Source organism: Insolitispirillum peregrinum (assembly GCF_900156605.1).
Lineage (GTDB): Bacteria > Pseudomonadota > Alphaproteobacteria > Rhodospirillales > Rhodospirillaceae > Insolitispirillum > Insolitispirillum peregrinum.
This window is the reverse complement of sequence record NZ_FTOA01000003.1, coordinates 153,352-178,110: the sequence shown is the minus strand read 5'-3', so window position 1 is coordinate 178,110 and position 24,759 is coordinate 153,352. Positions and strand designations below refer to the sequence as shown.

Genomic DNA, 24,759 nt, shown 5'->3' with positions numbered 1-24,759 from the left:
TATGACGACCACAAATAAGCCAGCCCCCCTTGCAATCGGCGCGCTACAGTACGACCTCGTTTGCTTTTCCAATGCTCTTATGTGGCTCCCAGCCCACAACGCCGCATTCCCTGCAAGTGCCACCAAACAGAGCTAACTTATTGCCCTGTATATGATTTCAAGCCCCGCATGATTTGCTTAAAATACAAGACATTAGAGCATTTGAAGTGATCCAGAGAGAACGGAAAATGCTCTAATAGCTTGATAGCGGCCATTTTTTATGCCGGAGACTGTTGCTGACGCGGGCGTACCCACAGTTCGTTAAACAGCAGCGAGGCCAGCAAAATCGCGCCGCCCAGCCCCAGACGCCCCAGTGAAACATCGCGGTTCCAGATCAGCAGGTTGACCAGCAAACCGGCGGGAATATGCATGTTGTTCATGATCGCCAGCGCCCCGGTATCGACCATGCAGGCACCCTTGTTCCACAGGTAATAGCCAATCCCCGACGCCCCGATGCCCAGCCACAGCAGCACCCCCCACTGCACGGTGGTGGTCGGCATTTTGGCCGGGTTGCCGATCAGCAGGAAGGCCAGCAGGCTGACAATCATCGAGCCAAGATAAAAGTAGGCAAACACCGACTGGTGGGTCAGGTCCGACTTCTGGCGCTGCATCAGCCCCTTGTAGACGATCAACCCGACCGCAAAGCACAGGTTGGCAGCCTGCACCAGCAGAAAGCCGGACAGAAAATCATGGCTGACGGTATTCAGGCGGATCACCCCGGTTCCGATCACCGCCAGCGTCGCTGTCACCAGATACCACGGGTTAAAGCGGCGGTTCCACAGGTCATCCAGCAGGGTGATGTAGATCGGGGTAAAGATGGTGAACAGCAGGACTTCCGGCACCGACAGGTACAGAAAGGACTGATACAGACAGAAGTACATTACCCCCAACTGGATACCACCGACCGCCATCATCGCCAGCGCCATCCGCCACGGAATGTCGCGCCAGCGCAACAGCGGCAGGAACAGGGCGGCGGCCAGCACACTGCGGGTCAGCACCGCAAAGTAGGCATCCACCTTTCCGGCCAGATAGACCTCGATCAGGCTAAAGGAAAAGGCCCACAGGATGGTGACGATACTCAGGTAAAACATGATGGAACGTCCTGAACACGGGGAGCACGCACCTCCGGCATAAAGCATTCTTTAAGCGGAAGGGTACCGACTGTATGCCAGCCAACAGCCCCGGTCATCTGCCAATTTCACCCACCCGCCAGCGTCGCACATCCTCGGGGAGCAGACCCGGCACCGCATCAAGGGTAATGATCTGCCCCAGTCCCCGGCTTTTGACGGTTCCGGCCCCGGTTTGCAGGTAGAAATCGCCCCCCTGCTGACCGGCATCAATCGCCGAGCGCAAATTGCCATTGGGAGCCATGGCGGTAAAAGCCGCCCGCGTCAACGGATGCCAGCGCCCGGCAGTATCGCGCATCCAGCCATTGCCATAACGGGCGCGGTGAATTTGTTGCGCACTGGTTCCGTCGGCGCGGAAATCTTCGACAAAGGAATAGGGATCGCGCAGCAGGTCGTTCTCAGCCAACGCCCGGAAGGTGACCATCTTTTGCCACCGCTGTTCCGTCGGCAGATAGACAAAGCCGGTATAGGCGGTGCGGTCGCCGTCATGGCGGGCCTCGACCAGAAAGCGGTAGGTCTGCCCCACCTGCCAGTCAAAATTCAGGAAGCTCTGCCCCCCGGTGCCTTCGTTGCCAAAGCGCCGGACATCCACTCCGGCCCCGGGAGCCACCGGCTCGGTCCGCACCGCCAGCGGAACCTGTGTCGGGTCCTGCCCATGGTCAGGCTCCCACACCGAAAAGATCGCCACCTTGCGGTGGTCAAACAGCTCTTGCAGGCCAAAATAGCCGTGCCGGAAGCCGCAGACCGCAAAATAACTGCCGGGATACGAGGCCTCAATGCGGACCTCGTTATAGAACAGCTCGGCTTCGGGGGCTTCGTAGTGCAGATGAATCATCCGCGCCGCCCGTGACGGCTGTTCATTGCCGGCATAGAGCGGAGGAGGGACACAGCCGCAGACCGAGTCCCCCGGTGAGACCGTCGCCCATGCCCCTTGCCATGTTGCGGCCGCCAGCGCCTGCGGACAGACCCGGGCGGCTTCGGCATCGCTGCTGATCACCCCGACCCGGGCCGGTTCACCGGTGGTCGTCCCACAGACCGCCACATCATCCTGATCACTGGACCAGCGACCATCCCACCGGGCACCGGCACAGACCGCCGGGCACTTTTGCCGGGCATCGTCGGTGTTCCAGATCGGCCCGGCATGCACATCATAGGCTATCGCCGGAGATGCCATTCCCCACAGCATCCCGGCCACCACGAGTCCCCATCCCGCCTTCATGGTTTGCCTCCCCAGACATTTCAGGAACCATGGATATTCTTACCATTTGTCTACCGCCGTATATTCATGAAAAATCCCCCGATTGGGCACGCTGAAAGGATACGGGAGGTGTCCCGCGCTTCAGCCGTTGCATCAGGATCATTCCAAGGGGGAAGTCTGCCGTCATGCGCCGTTCATCGTTGATGTTTGTCCTTCTTGGCGGGCTCGCCATCGGCACCGCCAGTACCGTGTCCGTGTCACCGGCATCGGCCGCCGATCCGACCGCCTATCAGCGGCAGGTCTATGCCGAGGTCAACCAGTCGCTTGATGGCATGCGGACCGCATCGAAAACGTTTTCGGTTGACGGTGCCCCGGTCGAAATCCATGTCACCACCTGGAGCGATGGCAGCGGCATCCGCAAGATGACCATGTCAATGCCCGATGATCACGGCGACAACATCCAGGACTATTACTATGACGGGGGATCTCTGGTATTCGTCTATGAGGTGATCACCACCCAGGACATCCGGGGCGGCTCGGTCTCGCGGGAAGAAAACCGCTATTATTTCGAAAACAATCAAATGTTCCGCTGGCTGGACAGCAACAAGCAAAGCGTCCCCCGCTCGGACGAGGAATTCGTCACCCGCGAATCCGAAATGCTGCAAACCAGCGAGGAATACGTCCGCCGGATGGGCAACAGCAGCGGCGGCAAGGGTAAAGCCAAGGACAGTGCGGGCGGGCTGCACACCACCACCGGCATTTTCGAAGGCTTCGAGCAGGGCGATTACCTGTACCTGAACCTGACCGTCGGACGGGAAACCAAATCCTACATGGTGCTGAACCCGGACAGCTCGCTGGAACAACTGATCGATCAGGAAAACCGCTATCGTGGCCGCTCGCTGGTCGTCACCTGGAAAACCACGGTTGAGACACTGGAAGAGGCGGGCGGGAAAGTCGAAGTCACTCAGGCCGTTTCGGTGCAGTTGGCGAAGTAAGCGCAGAGCGTCTGCCCGGTGTGGTGATGGCCAAACCGGGCAGACGGCAATCGCACCAAAGACGCGTTACTGGCCCAGCCCCACCTTGCGGGCGGCATCCAGCAGCCTGGCCGACTTGTGGGACTGGCAATAGCTTCCCAGCTGATCAACGAAGGTGTTCAGGTTGCTCCAGTTCAGCACTGTGTCCCCGGACACGCCACTGAGATAACCATCCAGCCACAGCATCATTCCGGCCATGTCATCGGCTCCGGCGGTATCAGCGGCGCTCAACAGCTCGCCACAGGTCGCGCTTCCAAAGTCGATGTTTTCATCCTGTGCCGCCAGTGCCGGTGCCGACATCAGCGCGCCACAGACCACCCCCACAGCAAACAGCTTTTTCATCCTCAGTCCCCTTTCCCCAAGGCAGGCTACTGCAACGCCTGCCGACGCTGCCGCAGCAGCCACGAGCCCCCTGCAATCAGGATGGCCAAGACGATCAAGGCCCCGCCAATCAACGGCCGATAGGCCAGCCAGGCGATGGCGATGGTCAACACACTGCCGGTCAGGGCCATGACCAGCGCCAACAGGGTGACGCCGATATCGACCAGCGTTCCCAGCGGCGGGATCACAGACGCCAGAACCTCGAGAATATCCATCCCGGCACGGAAGCCGAACAGCATCACCAACAGCCCGACCAGACGTAGCCCCCAGGTCAGCAGGGCATTGTCATCATTGGCGGTGCGAAACAGCGAGGCGGCCTCGACCTGCCCGTACTGCACCAGCTCGACCTCGCCGGTCGGGGTGGCAAACGGCACAAAGCTGTCGCCATATTGTTGGGATATCAAGGTAATCATCGCCGGTTCGGCCTCGCTGAACCGAACCCGCAGATCGCCAATCTGCGGTGACTCCGGATTCTTGCCCAGATACAGCCAGTCACCGCGCACCGACAGCGGCAGCCCGGCCAGCCGTTCCGGCAGCGCCCGACCGATTTCTGACGGCGGCAAAGGATGAACCATCGTCAATGCCGAGCGCAGGCTGGCCGACAACCGGAACGCCCCGACCGTCACCGTCTGCGCCTGCCATGTCTGGCTGCTGACCGGCATGTCCGGCGGATTGGCATGACCAGAGGGCGCATGGAAGCTGGCCGAACTGATCAGCCCCTGATGCCAGCCCTTGGCATAGCGGTAGGTGGTGATGGTTTCGCTGTGGCCCCCCAGCTTTTCGTGCGTTTCCGACGAGCTTTCCTCGTGCCACTGGTACATCTCGACCAGCCGCTCCAGCCGCAGGACGCCCGGACGCGCAACGCCAAACACCGAATCGCGCAGGGTATCACGGGTGGTCGCCAAGCCGCTGAGGTGAACCAGACGGCCAGCATTGGCCGGATCGACCCGATCAGCAGCAACACTGACCACCGCCTCGGCCCCGCTGGCCAAAGCCTTGGCGCGATCCACCGCCCGGCCTTCGTTCCACGACAGCAGGACAACTGCCAGAATGATCAGGATCGGCCCGATCACCAGCCCCTTCAGCGCCTCGATAATCCGGCCACCCCAACTGGTCGAGGTGACCTCGGTCACGCTGTCCGAACCATTCCCCTCATCCCCGGATGACTCCTGCATCGGAGGCCCCCTCTTCACCACCACCCTGCCCCTGAATAGAACAGATTATTCAGGATTTCTCCACAACAATACTGGTTCCGGGAGGAGGGAGAAGATGAAAAACGAAGGTAATAAGCCTGTTCACACAGATAAAGGTTGTACACCTGCCTCCAATAGCCGTTCATAAGTACCATCATAGGAGCAAGGTAAACGTGTCGGATCACGCTCATCCCCTTGCGGGACAAAAATCACCATACCCTGCCGTGCCCTGGTCAACAGCACACGATAGGCATTCAACAGATAACGGCGCCGATCTTCGGCTTGCACGTTCTGCCACTTTGTCCCAGAAAATTTGAACATCCCCCATTCGTCAGGCCGTGCACGTAAATCAGCATCCCAGGCCACACAGGCCCAATCCAACTCCAAACCTTGCACGTCAAATTCGCTCCCTACCTCTTCCAGGTAAAAGGAAGAGCGAACATCCGAACGGTCATTCAAAAACCAATACTCTGGAGTAATCGGTGTTTTAACGTGAATACCTTCCGGCCGCAGTCGAGCCGCACCGGATGATGCCAAAAGGCCATACCGCTCACTTCCACGCGCCTGAGCGCGCAGCCATTCTCGCGCCTGTTGCAGATCCCGCGTCACGTACAATGGATAGCGAGGTCGCAAAGCGCTATATGCCTCTTGTGCCTGCGAAAGTTGGACATTTAAAAGAGCACTCACGAAGCCATTCAAAGCCTCAGCCCGGAAAGATCGCATTGAGACTGATAAGTGTAGCTCTCCATGCTTACTTACGGCCGGATCTTCAAGCATGTCGCGAGCCTGGGCGTCTACAGTATAGTCTCGTTCGTTCAGCAGTGATGATGCATGAACGTCCCAATGGGGGAAATGGTCTCGAAGAGCCACCAACCACTCTCCCAGCCCAGCCTCACCGGTATTGATTTCTTGCCCACCCCCTATCAAGCATACAATCACGCACCAATCTTGATGGCGATCCATAACACTGATCAAAAATTCGGGCTCTGACTGATCAAAACCTGCAATACCTCGCTTTTGCTGCATAAACTTGGATGCCTGCTCGCGGGTCCATGCTCGTTGTGCTTCGTCGAAGACCACAACTTTTTCATGAGGCACTGATAAATCGCGTGCATAAGCGTCTCGGAAGTGGTGAATATTCTGAATAAAGGCATTTACCTGGCGAGCAGCATCTGATTTTTTCAATCCCTCTCGTGCTACTTGGTCGCGGACCAAAGCCTCTCGCAGCACGCTCACCAACGGGCCGTTCCCCGACAGGAAAACCGCATGCTCATCGGAATGCTCTGTTGCCCGGCGGGTAGCAATATTGAGTCCGGCCAGCGTCTTCCCGGCTCCCGGAACGCCAGTGATAAAACAAATTGCCTTTCGCCCACGTCGTTTGGCATCTGCAATAATGCCTGCAATACACGCATCCGTCAGGGCTAGGTTCTGTGCACCAGAGTCAGAGCGAGCAATATCGGTGACATTATGAGATTGATACAGAGCCTGAGCCGCTTCGATGATTGTTGGCGTTGGTAAATAGCCACTTCCAGCCCATCCTTCGCAGTCCAAAACTTGCAGCGGCAAAAGCGCGACACTCTCCTCAATAACGGAACGAAAGCCAGCCAACCCAACACAGACCGGACAGGCAACCGAGTCTGCCGCGAAATGGATCTCCCCCGATGATCTGTCGGTCCGAGTGGCAATCAAAATGGGGACAATGGCCGCCTGATGACTGCCTCTATGAAAATTCTTCAAATCCAGTGCGTAATCGTGGACCTGCTCGATTCCATAGCCACCAAAGGAATCTGCCCCAACCTTGAATTCTATAACAAAGATAATATTCTGGTACAAAATAACGCAATCTACACGTTTCCCCATTCGGGGAATAACGAACTCAAAATAAATTTCTCCATCGGAAAAATCCTGCATGGCCTCTTTAAGAAATTTTATCTGAAAATACCATGCATCACGCTGATTTTGTTCAAGAGAAAATGCATGAGCTTTGGTGAGAGCTCCAACAATTTCATCATCTGACTGCCGGCAAAATTTTACAAGAGAAGCTCGATAATATGAGGTTGCCATAAGAGATCCACATCAAATTTTCAGCATCATCGGTCATTTCTACCACACATGCACACCACATAGATGAGGAGAAGTGCCCCACAACAGGCTGTATATTCTGAATAGCCAGCCTTTAAATAATCAACACTACATAGAAAGCCTTATCGAAATGAATGAGAAGGCCAGCCCCCTCACCCCCGCGCCCCCTCCCGCGCCATAATCATTTTGACCACCTGCCCGGCCTTCACCGGATCGTTTTCCTGCAACTGGTTCAGCAAGCGGAACCAGTCGCGGTTCCAGCGGTCAAAGGGAAAGCTGCGGGCCAGACTGTCAACGGTTTCGCCGGGTCGGACATAGGTCACCACCAGCCGCAACGGCTGGATGGCGGCGGCTTCGGCGGTACTCAGGCGGCGGAAGCTGTAGGTGGTGCGGCGGAACGGCTCGGACAGGCGGGCGGTCAGCGCGGGCGGGGTCAGGAAGACCAGCCGGAACACCTCATTCTCATCCTTGCGGATCGCCAGCAAACGCACATCAACCACGGTATTCCCGGCCTTACCCCGGGTGGTGGCAGTGGCGGCTTCCTGGCCGTTGATGGTCAGGGCTTCGACCCCGGACAGGCCAGCATTGGCGGCCCACTCGCGCCCGAGATAGCTGGTCATCGAGGCCGCCCGTGTCTGGGCCATGTCAAAGACGATCACCGCCCCGTCGGGGTTTTGCGCCCGCACCGAGCGTTCTCCGTTCGTAATGCGGAATCCGTCCGGCACGGTGAATTCAAAGCGCAGCTCAGGATGGGTAAAGCGGGTGCCAACGACCATTCCCTGTTTCGGATCATCGCCGAACAACAGGTCATTGATCGCGTTCAGATAGGGTTCCCGGTTGACCAGCGGATCAACCTGCCGCACGCCGGATGCCAGCCGGGCGGCATCGCGCACCCGGTCCACCGTGCGCGGATGGGTGGCCATCATGTTGAAGTCATCGACCTTGCCATCGGGCAGCCCGGCCATCCGGCCATCGACCACACTGTAGCTGTGCAGCGAGTCGAGGAAAGTCACCATCTTGTCCACGTCATAGCCGGTGCGCTCCATATAACGGGCGCCCAGCGCATCGGCTTCGCTTTCCTGATCGCGTGAATAGCTTTGCAGCATGGTCTGCGCCCCTTGCGAGGCCATGCTGGCCAGTTCGTTGGAGCCGGTGGCAATCGCCAGCGCTGCCACTCCCAACTGGGCCAGCATTCCCTGCCCCTGCCGCTCGGCGGTGTGGCGGGCGGTGACGTGGCCGATTTCATGCCCCAGCACCCCGGCCAGCTCGGCCTCGGAGTTGCATAGCGCCAACAGTCCGCGCGTCACGGTGACCGGCCCGCCCGGCAAGGCAAAGGCGTTCACAATGGGAGAGTTGGCGATGGTAAAGCTGTAGGGCAGCGTGGGCATTTCCGAATGGGCTGCCAGCTTGCGCCCGATGCTGTCGACATAGGATTGCAGCTTGCGGTCTTCGTACACGCCGCCAAAGGATTTCACCAGTTTGGCGTGTTCCTGCTGCCCCAGCTTGATGTCATCGTTGATGTCGCCGCCCATACCGGCAAAAAACGACCGCCCGGTTGCCGGGCTTTGCGCGCAGCCACACAGGGCACCGGTGCAGGCCGCCGCACCGGCGGCCATGAAATGTCTGCGGGACAGGGCCATGGTCTTCTCCGTCTTTTCACCTGAGCCTCAGGGTGTTCTCACCCGTCGCGGTCAGGATAAGGCGGGATCGTGGCAGAAAAAAGCCGCCCGATGAGCCGGTGCGGGAGCAGCCTTACTGACAGCTGTAATAGGCCCGGTCCGGGGTGGCCATGGTGCATTGCCAGCGGGTTACCCCCAGAAAGCGGGCGTGGCGTTTGGTTTTGGCGCATTCCTGCTCGGCCATCGCCTGCAACTGGGCCGCCGAGGTCACATCGGGGTCATAGCAGATCACCGGCCGGTCAGGCCGGGATTCCCCCCACGTGGTCTGGGTTCCAGCTTCGCGGCGGCTGTCCACCCACGGAGCCCCGCCACATCCAGCCAGCAGGATCGCCTGCCCCAGCACGACAGCCAGCATCACCCGCCGCCCCCACCGGCCTGAACGGTCAGGGCGGCCAGAGGCAGAATGTTCGCAGGAAGAAAGATGCAGACCGGACACAGGCAGCCCCTTGGCGACAGAACAGCACAAAGACGCCCCCCTTTTACCCCCGCTGGCCGCCGATGGAAACAGCCAGCTTGCCACACGCCCGAGAAATACACGGCCATACCAATACCCCATCTCTGGGCACTGGCGTTCTGCCCCCCTGCTGGGTATGATCAATTACCGCCGATTCCGCTAAATCATATCTTCAGAACCGGATTGTTGCCCATGGACAAAACGTCTCCCAGCACAATCGACCAGAGTTCTCCCTCTGATCCCTTGGCACCACCCCCCTTTCGTCCTGCCCCCCTGCCATGGTGGGGCCTGTTCATTCCCAAACTGTTCACCGTCCTGCGCGAAGGCTATGGCGCAACGATGTTCCGCGGCGACCTGATCGCCGGGCTGACCGTTGCCGTGGTGGCCCTGCCGCTGTCGATGGCACTGGCCATCGCCTCGGGGACCACCCCCGACCGTGGGCTGATCACCGCCGTGATTGCCGGTTTCCTGATTTCGGCCCTTGGCGGCTCGCGGTTCCAGATTGGCGGACCGACCGGCGCCTTTGTGGTGATCGTCTACGATATCATCCACCGCCACGGATACGACGGACTGGTGATTGCCACCCTGATTGCCGGGGTGATGCTGATAGCATTCGGGCTGGCCCGGCTGGGAACTTATATCAAGTACATTCCCTATCCGGTGATCACCGGCTTTACCTCGGGGATTGCCCTGATCATCTTTTCCAGCCAGATCAATGACCTGTTCGGTCTGAAGATCAAGGATGCCCCGCCGGAATTCATCGACAAATGGCATGTGCTGTTGCAGGCCCTGCCCAACCTTGACCTGCCAACCACCGGCGTTGCCGCCTGTACCCTGGGCCTGATCCTGCTGGCCCGCCGCCTGCGTCCGACCTGGCCTGCCTTCCTGATCGGGGTGACCGGGGGGGCTGTTGCGGTGTGGGCCTTTCAGTTGCCGGTCGAAACCATTGGCAGCCGCTTTGGTGGCATCCCGCAGACCCTGCCCGCGCCCCATCTGCCTGCGGTATCGCTGGAAAAAATCCGCGCCCTGCTCCCCGAAGCCCTGACCATTGCCTTGCTGGCGGGCATCGAAAGCCTGCTGTCGGCGGTGGTGGCCGATGGCATGACCGGCCGCAAGCACCGCTCCAACTGCGAGCTGGTTGGTCAGGGCATTGCCAACGTCGCCGCCGGAATGATGGGCGGCTTTTGCGCCACCGGGGCCATCGCCCGCACCGCCACCAACATCCGCTCGGGGGCCCACTCGCCGGTGGCCGGGATGATCCATGCGCTGGCGCTGCTGGCCTTCATTCTGGTGGCGGCTCCGCTGGCGTCATACCTGCCGCTGGCCAGTCTGGCGGCAACGCTGGTGGTGGTGGCGTGGAACATGAGCGAATACCAGCATTTCCGCCACCTGTTGCACTCCCCGCCCGGCGATCGGCTGATGCTGCTGACCACCTTTGGCCTGACCGTTCTGGTCGATCTGACAGTGGCGATTCAGGTTGGGGTGGTGATGGCCGCCATTCTGTTCATGCACCGCATGGCCCATGCCGTCGAAGCCGAAAGCGGCATCAAGCTGATTGCCGAAGACGTCAACGAGTTCGCCGACACCGAGCGCACCGCCTATGAGCCAAGCGCCCCGACCACCGGGCGCAATCAAGCCGCAACGGTGGTTTACACCATCAACGGGCCGTTCTTTTTCGGCGTTGCCTCCAAGGTTGGCGACGTGCTGGAGCAGATCGGCAAACCGCCCAAGGTGTTCATCATCGACATGCACAACGTGCCGGTGATTGACGCCACCGCCACCCACGCCCTGCAAGCCGCCATTGCCACCTGCCACCAGCATGGCACCATTGTCCAGTTGCGCGGCGTCCGCCCCATGCCACGGACTGTTTTGCAGGACATGGGACTGGTTGACGGAACAGACGTGCAATTTGTCGATGCCTGATCTTTGCCCGGATGTCAGGCTTTCCCTTGCCGGAGCAGGCCACCGGCGCTAGATGAAGGCGACGGCTTTGGTTCGCCGCCTTTCCTCTCTTCCGAGGTATCAGTGTACATGCCCGCAGCCCCTCTTCCGCTCAACGAAGCCGCCCGCCTTGCCGCCCTGCGCCGCTATGGCATCCTCGACAGCGAAAGCAGTCCGGCCTTTGACGCCCTGACCCGACTGGCTGCCCGCCTGTTTGATGTCCCGGTCGCCGTGGTCTCGCTGGTCGATGAAGACCGCCAGTGGTTCAAGGCGCGGGTCGGCATGGATGCCTGCCAGACTCCGCGCGATCATGCCTTTTGTGCCTGGGCGCTGCTGGAACCGGATATTCTGGAAGTCCTCGACCCGCTCGGCGATCCGCGCTTTGCCGACAACCCGCTGGTCACCGGTGACATGCGGGTGCGCTATTATGCCGGTGCGCCGCTGATCAATCCCGACGGGTTGGTGATGGGAACCCTGTGCCTGTTTGATACCAGACGGCGCCCGGCCCTGAGCGAACAACAGCGGGAAACCCTGCGGACGCTGGCCGATGCGGTGATGGGGGAACTGAATCAGCATGCCGCCCGCCTGCAAAGCGACCTCGCCCTGTCGGCGGCGCGCGATCTCAATACGCTGGCGCGCGAACGCCTGAGCGGGCTGGCCGAGTCCTTCAACACCCCGCTGACCGCCCTGCTCGGCTATGGACAACTGCTGTACAGTGCCACCCATACCGGCAGCAGCGACCCCAAACTGGAAACGCTTGGCCGCTATGCCGATGCCATCCAGAGCGCCGGAAAGTCGCTGCTGGAACTGGTCAACACCACCCTCGAAGCCATGCGTGCCCACCATGGGTCGATTGACCAGAACAACGCTGGCTCGGTCGCCAACCTGCACAGCCTGCTCGATGAGGTCCACACCCTGACCGCTCCGCTGGCCGAACAGCGCGGCATGACGATGCGCCTCAGCCTGACCTCGCCGCTGTGGGTCAAGGGCGACCCCATCCGCCTGAAACAGATGGTGCTGGCGCTGGTCGCCAATGCCCTGAAACACGCCGGACGCGGGGTGATCGACCTCAATGCCCATCCGTCCGACGACGGGCGCACCATCACCCTGACCGTCAGCGATCAGGGACCGGGTCTGCCGCCTGCGATGGCCAGTCTGCTCGACCCGGCACCGTTGACTGACCCGGCCTTGCTGGCACATCGGGGCGGGCTGACGGTGGTGCGCACCATGGCGGCCATGCAGGGCTTTGGACTGGCCGTCACCTCGACACCCGGCATTGGCTGCATGGTCCAGATCAACGCCCGTCGCCACCAGCCGGAGCTGGTGAGCGCCTGACGGCATCGAGGGCGGCCATCAGGCTGCCCTCGATGTGGCGATATGCCCGTGCACAAAACGCGGCATGGCCGTCCCCCAGTCGCAAAAAATCGGCGATCAGCACGTCGGTCAGGCCATGGAGCTGGGTCCAGACCATCAGGGCCAGAAAGCCAACCTGCCCTTCATCGTCGATCCCCTGCGCGCGGGCCCGCTGCCTCACCTCGGCCAGCAGGGGGGCAAAAGCCTCTGCCGAAATCGCATACAGAACGGCATTGGCCGGATTGCGGGCGGCACTGGACTGATGGATCAGCCGGAACAGGTTCGGGTGATCCAGAGCAAAGCCGGTATAGGCCGCACACAGCCCCTCCAGACCACGGCCCGCCTGCCCGGCAGCCAGACAGCGATCGCGCAGCAGGGCATAGCCTTCGGCCATCACCGCCAGTTCCAGCGCCTGCCGGTCAGCGAAGTGGTGATAGGGCGCAGCCTCGGAAATGCCCAGAGAGCGCGCCAGCTTGCGGATACTGAGGTCCGCAGGCGGGTGATCGGCCAGAAATTCCACTGCGGCTGCAATCAGCGCCTGCCGCAGGTCTCCGTGATGATATTTGCCCTTGCCGCTCATCCGTCCCTCACCCGAATGCCGGAACAGGACGACGGAGATCGGGGTCATTGTGCAAGAAGCTGATCGTCAGCCGCGCGGCGACATCCTCGCTCCCCTGCCCGTGCAGCTCTGGCGGATCATGGATCACGATCCCGGCCTGGTGCAGCGCCTCGATCAGCGCGGGCAGATTCTGCGCAGGGACTTCAAAGGCAATCATCGCCAGCATGTTGGAGTAAAGCTGATGGTTGCTGATCCAGCCTCCGGCGTCACTGATGGCGCTGGTAACGTCAAACAGGGCCAGCGTGTGCTGGCGGCGGGTGACTCCGTCCAGACGAATCATGGCAAGGCTTCCTTTGGTCACGCATCACGGAAGGCACAGGCCCGTTGCTGACAGCCTGCTCCTCCGTGGTATCTTATCAGTGATAAGATTGCAACCCCCACCAGCCTTCTGCCAATGCGTTAACGGATGGGGAAATATCCCCGGCCCCGCATGCAGGCGTCCACAATGGCCTTGTTGCGGCTGGCGGTCTGGCGGCGGTCATATTCGGCAAGACCGGACGACGAGCCGCTGCGGCTGTCATCCCAACGAACGCCGGTCTGCTGGTCAGCCAGACGGCGGCATTCGTTCCAGTCCTTTTCAATTTCGGCATCCGAAGCGCCTTTGCGGGTCCAGTCGGGTTTGGCCGCACAGGCACCAAGGCCAACCAGCACGGCGAGGGACAGAACCGACAGTTTCAGGCTGTTCATGGGCAGGAATCCAGAGTTGCGTTACGGTTTGGCTGGCGCGATCACCAGCGGAACATCAAGGGTTTGCACCGTACCATCTTTTGCCTGCGTCAGGGATACGGCAGCGCGATAGGAACCGCTGGGCCAGTGATCTCCGGCCGGGCGGGCCCCGGCAAAGCCAAACCACTGGGCCTGATCTTTTTCCAGCGTCACATACTGGTCCAGCACGGTAGCGCCATCCGGCGCGGTGATCCCGAAATGGACCTGATCGTCCTTGCGGGGGGCGAGAATTTCCGCCCACAGCACCAAAGCCGGAGCATCTGCTGTCGGCATCTGACGATAGTCACCGTCACGGGCGGCGGTCAGGTCCGGGCGACTGCTGGCGATCCCGGCATGATAAAATCCGCTCGGCTGATAGGGCAGAGCCGCCAGTGCCTCGGCATTCCACAGCGGGGCCGCGGTGGTGCTGCAAGCGGTCTGGCCGTCGGTCCCACTGAATGGATCCATCGAGCGGCCCTGATAGCGCACAACGAAATGCAGGTGGGGAAATTCCGACTCGCCCGACATGCCAACCAGCCCCAGCGGTTGCCCGGCTTTGACCTTTTCGCCAGTGCGGACACGCAGGCTGTCCTGACGCAGGTGGCAATATTGCGTTTCCCAGCCATTGCCATGATCAATCACCACCCCATTGCCACAGTCCTGCCCCTGGAGGGCTTCGACAGGCTGGCGGCGGGTTCCCAGATCATTCATGCCGTCGCGGGTTGCCTTGACGGTGCCTGCCGCCGCCGCCAGAACGGCAGTGCGGGCGGCAACGCTCATGTCGCGCACGGCGATGTCGGTTCCGTCATGGTCATTGCTGGCCCGCGGGCCACAACGATAATCCTGATCAACAGCGGGCGCCGGATCATGATCGGTGGTTCGTGCCAGCACACACCCGCCTTCGGCCAGCACGCAGGCCAGCGGCAGGCGCAGGACAGGGGCCTTGGGCTGAGAGGTGCTGGTGAACGCCACAGGATACAGCTGCGCAGAAGACACCGCAGGATCAGCGGCATCAACCGGCGAAACCGCGCTGGCGACCAGAACCATCAACAGCGCGTACCGCCAGTGATATCGGGTGAGACGGAACATGATCTGCGATCCCTTTGCAAGGATGATGCGGCCCCTTTTCTGTCACAAGTATAAACCCGCCACGGACCCCCAGCATCTTTTTCCTGGCAATGCTGACCGCTCTTTTTGTGCGCTTGCACATTGCCGTTCCGGTTGCTGACTGTTACATCGGAGGTCATTTTACAGTGCCCCCGCACAGACCGTGGTGATGGTGCGGGCACCGTTCCAGACACAACAGGGCCCCCATGCTGCGCAAAACCTATGACTGGATGATGGAAAAAGCCGCTCACCGGCATGCAATCTGGTGGCTGGCCTTTATTTCCTTTATTGAAAGCTCGTTTTTTCCCATTCCCCCCGACGTGATGCTGATCCCGCTGATTCTGGCCGCGCCAACGCGCTGGTTCCGGATTGCGATGATCTGCACCCTGTCATCGGTGATCGGCGGCTTTCTGGGCTATGCCATCGGGTACTACCTGATGGACAGCGTGGGAATGGCGATTCTGGGGATGCTGCACCTTGAAAGCAAATTCGAGGCCCTGCGTCCGCTGGTCGATGAATACGGGGTGTGGGTGATCATCGTCAAGGGAGCCACCCCGATCCCCTACAAGCTGATCACCATCACCGCCGGGGCGTTCCATTTCGACCTGCTGAAGTTCTCGTTTGCCAGCGTCATCGCACGCGGGATGCGCTTCATGCTGATTGCGGTCCTGCTGTGGAAGTTCGGCCCGCCGATCCGGGTGTTCGTCGAAACCCGCCTGAAACTGGTGATGACGGGGCTTGTCGTTCTGGGGATTGCCGGGGTGGCGGTGCTGAAGTTCCTGTAAGGCAACCATCTTCATAACCCTGTCTCTTGCAGGGGCTCCCCGCTCGCCCCTATACTGCAGCGCGAAACCAGCCGCTCACCCCCGGTGGTGCCGTCTGGTCCTGTCAGCCCTTTGGGATCTTTGGGAGCCTTTGCATGAGCCAGATGGAAAACCCGGTGGTGAATTTCTACGAAGACATCGCCGTTGGTCAGACCGCCACCTTTGGCAAGACCGTCACCGAAGCAGACATCCTGATGTTTTCCGGCGTGTCGGGGGACACCAACCCGGTGCATCTGAATCAGGAATACGCTGAAACCACCATGTTCAAGGGCCGTATCGCCCATGGCATGCTGTCGGCTGGTCTGATTTCGGCGGTGTTTGGCACCAAGTTGCCGGGGCCCGGCTGCATTTATGTCGGCCAGTCGCTGAAGTTCAAGGCGCCGGTGCGCATTGGCGACACCGTGATTGCCAAGGTCGAATGCACCGCCAAGGTGGACGAAAAGAAGTTCATCACCTTCCGCACCACCTGCTATGTCGGTGACAAGGCGGTGGTCGATGGCGAAGCCACCCTGATGGTGCCGTCGAAGGGCTGAGAACGGCAGCGGAACAGTGGTTCCGGTTTTGCGCAAAACCACTGGGACTAAAGCATTTTCAAGTTGACTGTCTACGGTCAACGGCTCGGAAAATGCGGCCCTAAAAGGGGAGAGCGTTTTCGCTCGGTGTGAAAACGCTCTAAACAAAAGCCCTTGCTGTTAACGCGGTAACACGACAATTGGGGAACAAGGGCGTGGAGCGCAGCTCCACACCTCGCTGGGGCCTTAAGGCCCCAGACCCCATTTCTTTGATTATAAAAGAAAAAAACCGGTTCCCACTTTTCGCACAATGCTCTAGGTGATTCAGGCGGCAGCCTGCACGCCTTGCATAACTGTCCTGTACTATGAGGGACAGCATATTTGCCTGTTAATGCTTTATGAAACAATTCACCTGAAATACGATTGCGTTTTGGTTAATGATTTGAGGAGCAGCATGGTGCGCCCCGATCTCAACTTGTTACTGGCACTGGATGCGTTGCTGGATGAAGGGAGCGTTATTGGCGCTGCGCGTCGGATGAATCTCAGTCCCCCAGCGATGAGCCGTACCTTGAGTCGCATCCGGGACGCGCTTGGTGATCCGGTGTTTGTCCAGGTTGGCCGCAAGCTCATGCCTACCCCCAAGGCACTTGCACTGCGCGAGCAGGTGCGCATGGTAGTCGAGCGTGCGACACAGGTTTTTGAAACCGGTACCCCAATCGACCTGACGTCGCTGGACAGACGTTTTAATGTCCGGGCCACCGATGAATTCGTGAGCATCCATTTGGGGCATCTGTTGGCAGCCATGGCCACAGAAATGCCACGCGCCATGTTGCGTTTCTCGCCAGAGGAAGATGACGTTGACGAGGAGGCGCTGCGCAATGGCCGCATTGACCTGTTTATCAGCGCGTCACGTAAGCTTGGGCCGGAAATTCGCGTGCAATCTCTGTTCACCACAACGTTCGTGGGTGTTGCCCGGGCGCATCACCCTGTTTTTGATGATGAGATCACACCTGAACGCCTCACTCGCTGGGAGCACATCAACGTGTCGCGGCGCGGAAAGGCGGTCGGGCCGATCGATGCTGCCCTGGAGGCGCACGGGCTGCGCCGGCATGTCGCCCTGGTAGTGCCCAATCCCTATACGGCCTTGTTTGCGTTACAGGACTCAGACTTGCTGTTGCCGTTGCCCAGGCATCTTGCCAGAAGTGCCCTTGCTGCGGGTTTGGGCATTCGTCTGTTTGAGCTTCCGACTCCTCTTGAAACAGTGCTCCTGACGCAGGCCTGGCACCCGCGTCTGGATGGCGATCCGGCTCATCAATGGTTGCGCAATACGATCCATGCTCTCTGCAGCACGGATGAGGCACAGATACTCAGAGCCACAAACACCATGAAATAGCGCATGTCAATACGTGCGTCTGACGCACTTATTGAAGTGCAACAAATTCACTTTTTGGAATGATTGGATGTGCCTACAGTGATGCCTGTCAATCACTGCAGGAGGGGGCTATCGTGCGTTCTACGAACGTGCCTGCAACATCCCCAGGGGTCTTTTCCTACCGCTTTTCCCAATACCGGGGATGGTTTGCGCATGGACTGTCATATCTCGACCTGACAACACCACGCATGACCCATGTCGTGCGGTCCATTCTTGCGGCCTGGCTAGCGCTTGCTGTTGCTTATGCACTGGACCTGCACGCACCGTATTCGGCAGCCTCCAGCGTGCTGCTGGTCATCAGTCCGGTACAGGGTGCCGTAATCGGCAAAGGAATCTGGCGGGTACTGGGAACCCTGACCGGCATGTTGGCGGCTTTTGTTTTGATGAGTGCTTTTGGGCAGATGCCCTGGCTGTTTCTGCTGGGATTTGGCTTGTGGCTGGGTATCTGTGTGGCGGGGATGACGCTCTTGCGCCATTTCAGGGCCTATGGCGCAACTCTTGCCGGATACACTGTGGGATTGGCCGCCTATGGTGCCATGCAACATCCAGAACGCACGTTCGATCAAGTTATGGGACGCGGTGCCTCCGTGCTGGTCGGGGTGGTGTGTCTGGCGGTGGTGTCGGCTCTCTTCAGCACTCGCAGTGTCCATAGCCGTCTGACGATGCAGCTTAACCGACTGGCAGCGACAACCGCAGGCATTCTCTCGACACACCACCAGGCTATTCACGGCGATTCGGTGGCTGGCGGCAAACCTCTTGATATCGACAGGCGCAACCTCATTACCGAAGTGTATGGGCTGGACGATTTGTTGGCGGCAGGGAAAGCCGAGTCCGCTGACATCGCCCGACGTGCCGGTGCCGTACGGCAGACGATGGTGTCGTTGTTTTCCGCATTGGTTGGCGGGACGCCTGTCATGGGGGAGAACAGGGCAAGCCTCCGTGTACTGAAGTCTCTGCAGCCAGCCTGGGAACAGGCGTTACAGGAAGCCAGTCTGGCATTGGCCAAAGGATCGGATCACGATGCATTGGCGCAGGCTGTTCAGGCAGTATCCGGTTTGCGCGTCCGGCTGATGGAGATGCTTTCTGCGACATCGCCTGACGATGCTCTGGAGCACTCTGCAGTGATGATTGCGGGTGACCGCCTGATTGAACAGCTTGACGATTACATGGAAGCGTTAAAGGGCATCGAACGCTTTCATCATCCCCGACCGGGAGGACCGCAAGTTTCCGTACCGTTTCATCGTGATGCGTCCGCCGCAGTTCAGAACGGGCTGCGAGCGTCCATGACCGTCGTCTTTGGCGGCGCGTTCTGGATGGCAACCGGATGGTCGTATGGGGCCATGATGCTGGCCGGCCTGGCCGCTGCCTCTGCGCTGTTGTCTACCGCCCCCAATCCTGTGCTCGGCGCCGTTGAATTCATCAAGGGAACGGTCATTGCCGTTATCATGGCCTTTCTCTGTTCTTTTGTTGTGCTGCCACATGTCTCTGGACTGCCATTGCTGTTGCTGGTCCTCGGTCTGTTCTGGTTGCCGGCAATTTACGCCACGACGATGCCTCGGTATGCCCTGGCCAGTGTTGCCTATCTCGTTGCATTCACCTCATTGGCCGCCCCGGACAATCCGATGCGCTACGATTTTGTGTCCTTCTCCAACAGTTCGGCGGCCTGGATACTGGCGACGTTTTTCACGCTGCTCGGGTTCAAAATTATCCTGCCGCGCAACGTGTCACGTGACGTGGCACGGTTGAGCCAGACGATCCGGGACGAGGCTCTTGCTACCTTCAGGAAAGCACCGATGAGGGCAAGCGTGTGGCGATGGCGCCAACAGCATCGTACAGCGCAGCTTGGCGCCTTGCTCAAGACTCAACCTCAAGCGATGGATCAGGCCATATCCAGCGCGTTGGCCAGTATTCATCTGGGCCGGGAAGTCCTGCGCGTGCACACATGGTTGCGGCGGACTCCCGCAGACTCTGACGTGCATCGTGTTCTTGCTGAGGCTTTCCGCAAAATGAGTCTGCGCGCAAACCAACCTCGTCTGGCTGCAAGGCATGCTCGCCGTGCTGCACAGTATTTGTCGCAAACTCCCACCAGAAATGGGGCCACGACGGCGGATAAAGAACACTTAATGACTGTATTTCTTGATATTGCCGGGCTTTTGGAAAGCAATGCTGATTACTTCTCGAAACGATCTGGAGGCCACACAAATGATCAGTGAATTCTCGTTGGTCGGCATCTATCTGCCACCATTACTTGTATATGCGTGTTTCACTCTGCCGATTTACGCAGGCATTCGCTTCATGATCGCGCATAGCGGCGTATTACGGTGGGTTTGGCACCCCGGCCTGTTCGAATTCGCCATTTCTATCTGTCTCGTCTCGATGTTGGTCCTCCATGCCTAAAATTTCACTCTCGATAAAACCCGTCCTTCGGGTGGGGCTGACACTCATTGTCGTGAGTGCCGCCGGATCGCTTGCAAGTGCGCTGTGGCATGCCTATGTCCTGGCCCCCTGGACGCGTGATGGCCGCGTGAGCGCGCAGATTGTCCGTATGGCACCAGAGGTGTCCGGCAGCGTGGTCGACGTGGCGGTATCAGACGGTCAGTACGTGACGCAGGGTGAGATCCTCTATCGCATCGATCCTGCCAGCTTCACCCTGGCATTGGCCCAGGCTGAAGCACGACTGGCAGCAGCCTCGGCTTCGTTGTCCCAGAAAGTCGAGGATGCAAAGCGACGTCAGGGCATGGAAAATCTGGTGCCTGCCGAAGAAATTCACCGCGCGAACCGGGCAGTAGCGACGGCACAGGCTGAACAGCGCAGTGCGCAGCTTGATGTGGACAAGGCCAAACTTGACCTGACCCGTACCGTATTGCGCGCCCCTGTGTCTGGCTATGTCACCCGCCTGCGATTGAGCAAAGGAGATTATGCCGCAATTGGGCAGCCCAATGTCGCCCTGGTTGACGCAAACAGTTTCTGGATTACTGGTTATTTCGAGGAAACAAAATTGCATGGCATCCAGTCTGGTGCAGCTGCACAGATCCGCTTGATGGCGTTTGACAAGATCATTCCTGGCCGGGTCGTCAACATCGGGCGGGGTATCGCCGATGCCAACCAGCAGACCGATTCCCAAGGCTTGCCAAGTGTGGAGCCGAGCTTTGCCTGGGTTCGGCTGGCGCAGCGTATTCCGGTGCGTGTGGCGTTCGAGCAGCTTCCGCATGACATCGTGCTGGTGGCAGGCATGACGGGCAGTATCACGGTGACGACACCGGGAGATGAGCCACGGCCACAGGGCTGGCTCCTCTCACTACTGCAGCGCTGGATATAAGGGAGGAGAGACATGCACGCATTGCCGAATCATACCCGGCCGCGGTATGGCCGCGTCCTCATGATGGTCTCACTCCTGGTCGGATTGCCGGGCTGTACGACAGCAGGGCCCGACTATCAACGACCAGAGGTGCAGGTTCCTGCACACTGGATTGAGGGCGAAGAAAGCATCAGCAACGGAGACCAGGACGGTCTTCGTACATGGTGGCAATCATTCCATGACCCAATGCTTGATCGCCTGGTCGAGCAGACCTTGATGCAAAATCAGGATCTTGAGATCGCTCTGGCGCGGTTGCGACAGGCACGTGCGGAGCGCGTGCAAACCGCTTCTTCTTCCGGCCCCATGATTTCAGCAGATGGTACAGGGGAAACTCTGCACAGCAGCAAGGCACTAACGTCCCAATCCGGTGGGAAGTCCCACACCTGGCATCTGGGGTTTGATGCCAGTTGGGAACTGGATCTGTTTGGCGGTACGCGTCGGGCACTTGAAGCCGACGACGCGGGTATGGAGGCGCTTGCCGAGGATCATCGGGCGTTGCAAGTGAGCCTGATTGCCGAGCTGGTTTCCAGCTATGCCGAGCTGCGTGCTGCTCAGACCCGTCTGGGTATCGCACACGACAACATTCGCGTGCTCGGTGATGCAGAACGACTGAGCGAACAGACACACAGGAGCGGTTTGGGTTCCCTGGCTGATGTTTTGCAGGCACGTGCCGAACGTGAAGCGGCTGAAGCGAAACCGTTGGTGATGGAAGCGGATATTGCCCGTCTCAGCCATACCATTGGCGTTCTGGCAGGTGGCTTCCCGGGAGATTGGCACGATGCCTTGGGCAAGGTATCGCCGATGGTGCCGATGCGTGGAGACTTGCCGCTTTCCATGCCTTCTGACGTGATTCGCCAACGCCCGGATCTGCGGGCGGACGAACGACGCCTTGCCGCAGCCAGCGCCCGGATCGGTGTTGCTGAAGCGGAACGCTTTCCCAGGTTTCGTATCCCGTTGGGCATAGGTACCACGGCCAATGCCATTCAGCACCTCTTTTCCGCTGCCAGCCTGGCATGGTCGGCTGCTATGCAGGGCGGTCAATCGCTCTATGATGGAGGACGTGTAGATGCGCAAGTCGCTGCGGCACAGGCTAACGCTGATGCAGCAAGACTGGTATACGAACGAGATGTGCGGCTCGCCCTTCGTGATGTGGAGGACGCCTTGACGGTATGGACGCGTGAACGCCAACGCCAGATTTCACTGAACAGGGCGGTGATCACCAGTCAACAAGCTCTGGAGCATTCGACCAGGCTCTATGAACGGGGATTATCTGCATACTTGCCAGTGCTCCTCGCCCAACGCACGCTCAATCAGGCGCGTGATGAGCTTGCTCTTAGTCGATTGGAAGAAACTCGCGGTCTCATTGCCCTTTACAAGTCCCTTGGCGCGGGCTGGCAGGATGCTCCTCAGAATCAGGAGGGCGATCAATCCGGCGACTTCCAGATGTCAGCGTCTCAATGATTGCATGTCCGTAAAAAAGGGGCATCGTTGCGGAGGAGACACCGGCAGCCTGCTCTTGTTCCTCAATTGGTGCGTCCCGTGGTGTGGCATGGGATTGCGCACAAAAACGGACCCGTGTTCTCTATGCCGCCCCGCGCAGCCGCAACAGCACGGTCAGACCGGCGACAGGCTCGCTGTCAGGGAGGGTAAACACCAGCCCCCCCCGATGCAGTTCAGCCACCGCCTTGACCAGCGGCAACCCCAGCCCGTCGCCGGGGCGGTCGTGAGCATTGTTCAGGCGACGGAAGCGTTGCAGGGCCACCGCCCGCTCGGTCGGGGCAATGCCGGGACCATGGTCGCGCACGCCGATCAGGGTGTTGCCGCCATCGCGGCGGGCCACCAGCTCGATGGGCTGGCCGGGGGCATATTTCAGCGCATTGTCCAGCAGGTTGGACAGGGCCTGAAACAGCAGAGCCTGATCGCCGTACAGCAGACAGGACGCGGGGGCATCGACCCGCAACACGCACTGTTGCTGTTCGGCCAGTGGCTGGTAATAGTCGGCGACCTCCTGCAACAACCGACCGGCATCCAGCGCGGTGGCATGATGCTGGCAGCGGCCGGTTTCGATTTCTCCCAGCCGCAGGATGGCGCGGGATAGCTGGTAAATGCGCCCGACCTCCTCGACCGCCGACAGCAGTTCGTCATGGACGCCACCCGTGGTTTGGTCAGCCAGCGAGACCAGCCGGGTTTGCAGACGGGTCAGGGGCGTGCGCAGCTCGTGGGCGATGTGGCCCGAGGTGCTGCGGACCTCCTCCACCAGCCGGTCGATGCGGTCAAGGGCGTGATTGACCTCGCTGCCCAGCCGGGCGAATTCGTCGTGCTGCGGTCCGGTCGGAACACGGGCATCGCGGCAGCCGCCGGAATAGCGGGCCAGCGCGCGGTTGATGGCATCGACCCGCCGCAAGGTCAGACTGCTGAAGCGCAGGCCAATCAGCAAGGCGGCCAGCAGAACAGCAAACAGGGCCGACCCGGCGGCCAGCGGGATCATCCGCACCTTGTCCAGCATCGGGCGGATGTCATAGGCACTGATGTACTGCCCACCATCCTGCAATCGCACCCGCATTCCCAGCAGATCAGCAGTGTTGGTGTGCAGCGACAGCGGCGGCGATGGACAATCGCTGGCAGAGCACGGTGGCAGTTGCGGTTTCAGGGCAGAATAAAGCTGTTCATCCCCGACCAGCAGCAGGCCGCTGGCATCAACCAGAAAGGATTCCCGTTCCTTGCGCGGGTCAAAATGCTCGCGGTGGCGCAACAACTGCAACACCTTGTCGACACGCTCCAGATTGGTCGTCTGCACCTTGGTCTTGATGTCGCTGAGGATGATTTCGGTAACGTGGGCCCGCAACAGATGTTCGATCAGATAGCGACTGAGCAGCACCGAAGCCAGCGCCACCAGCAGGAAAGCCAGCACGATCAGCCCGGTCTGACGAAAGCTGCTGGTGCCCAGCAGGGCGCGAACCGTATTACCCAAGGGCATAGCCCACCGCCCGGATGGTGCGCAGCAGCGGGCGATCATAGTCCTTGTCGATCTTGGTGCGCAGCTTCGACATGTGGACGTCGATCAGGTTGGTTTGCGGATCAAAGGTATAGCCCCAGATTTTTTCCAACAACATGCTGCGGGTGACGGTCTGGCCCTTGTGCTGCAACAACAGATGCAGCAAACGGTATTCCTTGTCGGTCAGGTCAATCTGCTGTCCGGCACGGGTGACGGAGCGGGTGCGGGGGTCAAGGCACAGGTCTGCCACACACAGCAGACTGTCGGCCGGGCTGGCGCGCCGGTTGCGCTTGGCGAGGATTTCCAGCCGCACCAGCAGTTCCGAAAAATGGAACGGCTTGCCGAGGTAGTCTTCGGCCCCGGCGCGCAAACCGTCCACCCGCTCTTCCGGGCCATCGACGGCAGACAGGATCATCACCGGCGGATGCGGCTTGCCATGCAACTGGTTCAGAACGTCAAGGCCACTCATCTGCGGCAGCATCCGGTCGAGAACCACCACGTCAAAGGCTTCGTCTTCAATGGTCTGCAAGGCGCACTCGCCGGTTTCTACCAGGCGACAGGCATGCCCGCAGGCGCGCAATTTGCAGCCAAGCCAATGGCGGACCCGTTCATCGTCTTCGACCACCAGCACCCGCATGTTTACTGTCCTTTCGTATGACGTCCGGCTGTCAGAGACTCCCGTTCTGGGAAGCGTTGATGATAGTGATTATCAATATCATTAATTTG

The 24,759-nt window shown here is 59.8% G+C and carries 23 protein-coding genes; 10 read left to right on the top strand and 13 right to left on the bottom strand.

Features of this window, described 5'->3' with window-relative positions; genetic code table 11:
* Positions 1-257: 257 nt before the first annotated feature.
* Together BW995_RS08585 and BW995_RS08580 are read right to left on the bottom strand one after the other, a co-directional pair.
* Positions 258-1,130, bottom strand: a complete 873-nt coding sequence (locus BW995_RS08585) for an EamA family transporter (protein WP_076399795.1) — start codon at positions 1,128-1,130, stop codon at positions 258-260.
* A gap of 94 nt (positions 1,131-1,224) precedes the next feature.
* Positions 1,225-2,385 carry a DUF3472 domain-containing protein gene (locus BW995_RS08580; RefSeq protein ID WP_076399794.1) on the bottom strand — a complete coding sequence of 387 codons (1,161 nt, stop codon included), beginning with the start codon at positions 2,383-2,385 and terminating at the stop codon, positions 1,225-1,227.
* Between the two features lie 164 nt (positions 2,386-2,549).
* On the opposite strand from BW995_RS08580, the gene BW995_RS08575 reads away from it, so the two are divergent.
* Positions 2,550-3,359 carry a hypothetical protein gene (locus tag BW995_RS08575; protein ID WP_076399793.1) on the top strand — a complete coding sequence of 270 codons (810 nt, stop codon included), beginning with the start codon at positions 2,550-2,552 and terminating at the stop codon, positions 3,357-3,359.
* A gap of 66 nt (positions 3,360-3,425) precedes the next feature.
* Here the strand turns inward: BW995_RS08575 and BW995_RS08570 are convergent, their stop codons facing one another.
* The 5 genes from BW995_RS08570 to BW995_RS08550 all read right to left on the bottom strand — a co-directional run bounded on the left by BW995_RS08570 (position 3,426) and on the right by BW995_RS08550 (position 9,088).
* Complete coding sequence (locus tag BW995_RS08570; RefSeq protein ID WP_076399792.1) at positions 3,426-3,740, bottom strand: HdeA/HdeB family chaperone; 315 nt, start codon at positions 3,738-3,740, stop codon at positions 3,426-3,428.
* Between the two features lie 26 nt (positions 3,741-3,766).
* On the bottom strand, positions 3,767-4,954 hold the full coding sequence (locus tag BW995_RS08565; RefSeq protein WP_076399791.1) for a TMEM43 family protein: 1,188 nt from the start codon (positions 4,952-4,954) through the stop codon (positions 3,767-3,769).
* 120 nt (positions 4,955-5,074) lie between these two features.
* Positions 5,075-7,036: a DUF2075 domain-containing protein gene (locus BW995_RS08560; protein WP_076399790.1), complete on the bottom strand. Its 1,962-nt coding sequence runs from the start codon at positions 7,034-7,036 to the stop codon at positions 5,075-5,077.
* A 170-nt stretch (positions 7,037-7,206) separates the two neighbouring features.
* On the bottom strand, positions 7,207-8,694 hold the full coding sequence (locus BW995_RS08555) for a M48 family metalloprotease (RefSeq protein ID WP_084194693.1): 1,488 nt from the start codon (positions 8,692-8,694) through the stop codon (positions 7,207-7,209).
* A 112-nt stretch (positions 8,695-8,806) separates the two neighbouring features.
* Positions 8,807-9,088, bottom strand: coding sequence for a hypothetical protein (locus BW995_RS08550; RefSeq protein ID WP_076399789.1), 282 nt, complete (start codon positions 9,086-9,088; stop codon positions 8,807-8,809).
* A gap of 291 nt (positions 9,089-9,379) precedes the next feature.
* On the opposite strand from BW995_RS08550, the gene BW995_RS08545 reads away from it, so the two are divergent.
* Together BW995_RS08545 and BW995_RS08540 are read left to right on the top strand one after the other, a co-directional pair.
* A complete protein-coding gene (locus BW995_RS08545) occupies positions 9,380-11,110 on the top strand; it encodes a SulP family inorganic anion transporter (RefSeq protein WP_076399788.1) in 1,731 nt (576 codons plus the stop codon).
* A gap of 108 nt (positions 11,111-11,218) precedes the next feature.
* Positions 11,219-12,463, top strand: a complete 1,245-nt coding sequence (locus tag BW995_RS08540; protein ID WP_076399787.1) for a GAF domain-containing sensor histidine kinase — start codon at positions 11,219-11,221, stop codon at positions 12,461-12,463.
* On the opposite strand, the gene BW995_RS08535 is transcribed toward BW995_RS08540, so the two are convergent.
* The 4 genes from BW995_RS08535 to BW995_RS08520 form a co-directional block, all read right to left on the bottom strand.
* The gene (locus BW995_RS08535; protein WP_076399786.1) at positions 12,423-13,061 is read right to left on the bottom strand and encodes a TetR/AcrR family transcriptional regulator; all 639 of its coding nucleotides are present in this window, start codon (positions 13,059-13,061) and stop codon (positions 12,423-12,425) included. The two genes, BW995_RS08540 and BW995_RS08535, sit on opposite strands and share 41 nt — an antisense overlap.
* Before the next feature lie 7 nt (positions 13,062-13,068).
* Positions 13,069-13,380 (bottom strand): hypothetical protein, encoded by a 312-nt coding sequence (locus BW995_RS08530; RefSeq protein ID WP_076399785.1) that lies wholly within the window; start codon positions 13,378-13,380, stop codon positions 13,069-13,071.
* 119 nt (positions 13,381-13,499) lie between these two features.
* Entirely contained in the window at positions 13,500-13,787 is a 288-nt protein-coding gene (locus BW995_RS08525; RefSeq protein ID WP_076399784.1) for a hypothetical protein, read from the bottom strand.
* 21 nt (positions 13,788-13,808) lie between these two features.
* Positions 13,809-14,894: a M23 family metallopeptidase gene (locus tag BW995_RS08520; RefSeq protein ID WP_084194691.1), complete on the bottom strand. Its 1,086-nt coding sequence runs from the start codon at positions 14,892-14,894 to the stop codon at positions 13,809-13,811.
* 224 nt (positions 14,895-15,118) lie between these two features.
* Here BW995_RS08520 and BW995_RS08515 point away from each other — a divergent pair, with 224 nt between their 5' ends.
* The 7 genes from BW995_RS08515 (at position 15,119) to BW995_RS08485 (ending at position 22,499) form a co-directional block, all read left to right on the top strand.
* On the top strand, positions 15,119-15,697 hold the full coding sequence (locus BW995_RS08515) for a YqaA family protein (RefSeq protein ID WP_076399783.1): 579 nt from the start codon (positions 15,119-15,121) through the stop codon (positions 15,695-15,697).
* A 143-nt stretch (positions 15,698-15,840) separates the two neighbouring features.
* Entirely contained in the window at positions 15,841-16,269 is a 429-nt protein-coding gene (locus tag BW995_RS08510) for a MaoC family dehydratase (protein ID WP_076399782.1), read from the top strand.
* 433 nt (positions 16,270-16,702) lie between these two features.
* Positions 16,703-17,641: a LysR family transcriptional regulator gene (locus BW995_RS08505; RefSeq protein ID WP_084194690.1), complete on the top strand. Its 939-nt coding sequence runs from the start codon at positions 16,703-16,705 to the stop codon at positions 17,639-17,641.
* Positions 17,642-17,754: 113 nt separating this feature from the next.
* Positions 17,755-19,893 (top strand): FUSC family protein, encoded by a 2,139-nt coding sequence (locus tag BW995_RS08500; protein WP_217696063.1) that lies wholly within the window; start codon positions 17,755-17,757, stop codon positions 19,891-19,893.
* Positions 19,844-20,077: a DUF1656 domain-containing protein gene (locus tag BW995_RS21350; protein ID WP_407656306.1), complete on the top strand. Its 234-nt coding sequence runs from the start codon at positions 19,844-19,846 to the stop codon at positions 20,075-20,077. The genes BW995_RS08500 and BW995_RS21350 overlap by 50 nt, the downstream gene beginning before the upstream one ends.
* Positions 20,070-20,999 carry an efflux RND transporter periplasmic adaptor subunit gene (locus BW995_RS08490; protein ID WP_076399780.1) on the top strand — a complete coding sequence of 310 codons (930 nt, stop codon included), beginning with the start codon at positions 20,070-20,072 and terminating at the stop codon, positions 20,997-20,999. The genes BW995_RS21350 and BW995_RS08490 overlap by 8 nt, the downstream gene beginning before the upstream one ends.
* A 60-nt stretch (positions 21,000-21,059) precedes the next feature.
* Positions 21,060-22,499, top strand: a complete 1,440-nt coding sequence (locus BW995_RS08485; RefSeq protein WP_217696062.1) for an efflux transporter outer membrane subunit — start codon at positions 21,060-21,062, stop codon at positions 22,497-22,499.
* A 121-nt stretch (positions 22,500-22,620) separates the two neighbouring features.
* On the opposite strand, the gene BW995_RS08480 is transcribed toward BW995_RS08485, so the two are convergent.
* Together BW995_RS08480 and BW995_RS08475 are read right to left on the bottom strand one after the other, a co-directional pair.
* Positions 22,621-24,015 carry a sensor histidine kinase gene (locus BW995_RS08480; protein WP_076399778.1) on the bottom strand — a complete coding sequence of 465 codons (1,395 nt, stop codon included), beginning with the start codon at positions 24,013-24,015 and terminating at the stop codon, positions 22,621-22,623.
* Complete coding sequence (locus BW995_RS08475; protein ID WP_076399777.1) at positions 24,002-24,670, bottom strand: response regulator transcription factor; 669 nt, start codon at positions 24,668-24,670, stop codon at positions 24,002-24,004. Before BW995_RS08475 ends, BW995_RS08480 begins: the two co-directional genes overlap by 14 nt.
* Between the last annotated feature and the right edge of the window lie 89 nt (positions 24,671-24,759).

Coding starts and splice junctions, on each gene's coding strand:
- BW995_RS08530 (WP_076399785.1), bottom strand. CDS start 13,380: ATGATTCGTCTGGACGGAGTCACCCGCCGCCAGCACACGCTGGCCCTG.
- BW995_RS08580 (WP_076399794.1), bottom strand. CDS start 2,385: ATGAAGGCGGGATGGGGACTCGTGGTGGCCGGGATGCTGTGGGGAATG.
- BW995_RS08535 (WP_076399786.1), bottom strand. CDS start 13,061: ATGAGCGGCAAGGGCAAATATCATCACGGAGACCTGCGGCAGGCGCTG.
- BW995_RS08485 (WP_217696062.1), top strand. CDS start 21,060: ATGATGGTCTCACTCCTGGTCGGATTGCCGGGCTGTACGACAGCAGGG.
- BW995_RS08555 (WP_084194693.1), bottom strand. CDS start 8,694: ATGGCCCTGTCCCGCAGACATTTCATGGCCGCCGGTGCGGCGGCCTGC.
- BW995_RS21350 (WP_407656306.1), top strand. CDS start 19,844: ATGCTGATTACTTCTCGAAACGATCTGGAGGCCACACAAATGATCAGT.
- BW995_RS08570 (WP_076399792.1), bottom strand. CDS start 3,740: ATGAAAAAGCTGTTTGCTGTGGGGGTGGTCTGTGGCGCGCTGATGTCG.
- BW995_RS08515 (WP_076399783.1), top strand. CDS start 15,119: ATGCTGCGCAAAACCTATGACTGGATGATGGAAAAAGCCGCTCACCGG.
- BW995_RS08505 (WP_084194690.1), top strand. CDS start 16,703: ATGGTGCGCCCCGATCTCAACTTGTTACTGGCACTGGATGCGTTGCTG.
- BW995_RS08480 (WP_076399778.1), bottom strand. CDS start 24,015: ATGCCCTTGGGTAATACGGTTCGCGCCCTGCTGGGCACCAGCAGCTTT.
- BW995_RS08565 (WP_076399791.1), bottom strand. CDS start 4,954: ATGCAGGAGTCATCCGGGGATGAGGGGAATGGTTCGGACAGCGTGACC.
- BW995_RS08475 (WP_076399777.1), bottom strand. CDS start 24,670: ATGCGGGTGCTGGTGGTCGAAGACGATGAACGGGTCCGCCATTGGCTT.
- BW995_RS08585 (WP_076399795.1), bottom strand. CDS start 1,130: ATGTTTTACCTGAGTATCGTCACCATCCTGTGGGCCTTTTCCTTTAGC.
- BW995_RS08525 (WP_076399784.1), bottom strand. CDS start 13,787: ATGAACAGCCTGAAACTGTCGGTTCTGTCCCTCGCCGTGCTGGTTGGC.
- BW995_RS08540 (WP_076399787.1), top strand. CDS start 11,219: ATGCCCGCAGCCCCTCTTCCGCTCAACGAAGCCGCCCGCCTTGCCGCC.
- BW995_RS08575 (WP_076399793.1), top strand. CDS start 2,550: ATGCGCCGTTCATCGTTGATGTTTGTCCTTCTTGGCGGGCTCGCCATC.
- BW995_RS08550 (WP_076399789.1), bottom strand. CDS start 9,088: ATGCTGGCTGTCGTGCTGGGGCAGGCGATCCTGCTGGCTGGATGTGGC.
- BW995_RS08490 (WP_076399780.1), top strand. CDS start 20,070: ATGCCTAAAATTTCACTCTCGATAAAACCCGTCCTTCGGGTGGGGCTG.
- BW995_RS08510 (WP_076399782.1), top strand. CDS start 15,841: ATGGAAAACCCGGTGGTGAATTTCTACGAAGACATCGCCGTTGGTCAG.
- BW995_RS08545 (WP_076399788.1), top strand. CDS start 9,380: ATGGACAAAACGTCTCCCAGCACAATCGACCAGAGTTCTCCCTCTGAT.
- BW995_RS08560 (WP_076399790.1), bottom strand. CDS start 7,036: ATGGCAACCTCATATTATCGAGCTTCTCTTGTAAAATTTTGCCGGCAG.
- BW995_RS08520 (WP_084194691.1), bottom strand. CDS start 14,894: ATGTTCCGTCTCACCCGATATCACTGGCGGTACGCGCTGTTGATGGTT.